Source organism: Rhodococcus chondri, assembly GCF_036327435.1.
In the GTDB taxonomy this organism is placed as follows: Bacteria; Actinomycetota; Actinomycetes; order Mycobacteriales; family Mycobacteriaceae; genus Rhodococcus; species Rhodococcus chondri.
Window position 1 is genome coordinate 1 of the sequence record NZ_JAUZMZ010000373.1, and the last position, 1,231, is coordinate 1,231.

The following is a 1,231-nucleotide window of genomic DNA, read 5'->3' on the forward strand; positions in this document are numbered from 1 at the left end:
ATCGGTCTCCTACCCAGGGGGAGTGCCCGCGGCGTCCGAACCGAAACGCCGCGAGCCGGGTCGGTTCGTCCCGAAGGACGAGCCGACCCGGCTCGCATGAGAACCGCCAGGTCCTATCGGATCCCGAGCGGAGTTTCTACCGTGCCGTTCCTACCGTGCGAAGGCCTTTTCCAGGATCTCCTGCTGCTCCACAGCGTGGACCTTGCTCGAACCCGAGGACGGTGCCGACATCGCACGACGCGACACGCGCTTGATTCCGGCGAGCTTCTCGGGCAGCAGTTCGGGCAGAGCCAGACCCAGGAACGGCCATGCGCCCTGGTTGGCCGGCTCTTCCTGCACCCAGAAGAACTCGGTGGCGTTCGGGTACCGGTCGAGTGTCTCGGCGATACGCCGACGCGGCACCGGGTACAGCTGCTCGACGCGGACGATCGCGACGTCGTCGCGGCCTTCCTTCTGCTTCTTCGCGACCAGTTCCCAGTAGATCTTGCCGGAGGTCAGCAGCACACGGGTCGCCTTGGACCGATCCGCGGTGTCGTCCTCGTACGGAACCTCTTCGAGGAGCGAACGGAACTTGCCGTGGGTGAAGTCCTCGACATTGCTGACCGCGGCCTTGTTGCGCAGCATCGACTTGGGCGTGAACACCACGAGCGGGCGGCGGATGCCGTCGAGGTGGTGGCGACGCAGCAGATGGAAGTAGCTGGCCGGGGTGGACGGCATCGCCACGGTCATCGAACCCTCGGCACACAGCTGCAGCCAGCGCTCGATACGACCCGACGTGTGGTCCGGGCCCTGACCTTCGTGGCCGTGCGGCAGGAGCAGCACGACGTCGGAGAGCTGACCCCACTTGGCCTCACCGGACGAGATGAACTCGTCGATGATGGACTGCGCGCCGTTGACGAAGTCGCCGAACTGGGCTTCCCACAGCACCAGCGCGTCGGGGTTGCCCACCGAGTAGCCGTACTCGAAGCCCAGGCCCGCGAACTCGGTCAGCGCCGAGTCGTAGACCAGGAACTTGCCGCCGTTCCCACCGTTCTTGGCGACTTCCTGCAGCGGCGTGTACTCGGCACCGGTCTTGCGGTCGATGAGCACCGAGTGGCGCTGCGTGAACGTGCCACGACGCGAGTCCTGGCCCGCCAGGCGCACGAGTGCGCCCTGCTCGACGAGCGAACCGAATGCGAGCAGCTCGGCGTAGGCCCAGTCGACGTGGCCCTCGCGCGACATATCGCGGCGC

The 1,231-nt window shown here is 66.7% G+C and carries 1 pseudogene; it reads right to left on the reverse strand.

The annotated features are described in order from the left end of the window. Nucleotides 1-150 precede the first annotated feature (150 nt). Nucleotides 151-1,231 (reverse strand): annotated as a pseudogene (gene kgd / locus Q8814_RS26200) (multifunctional oxoglutarate decarboxylase/oxoglutarate dehydrogenase thiamine pyrophosphate-binding subunit/dihydrolipoyllysine-residue succinyltransferase subunit); the annotation flags it as partial.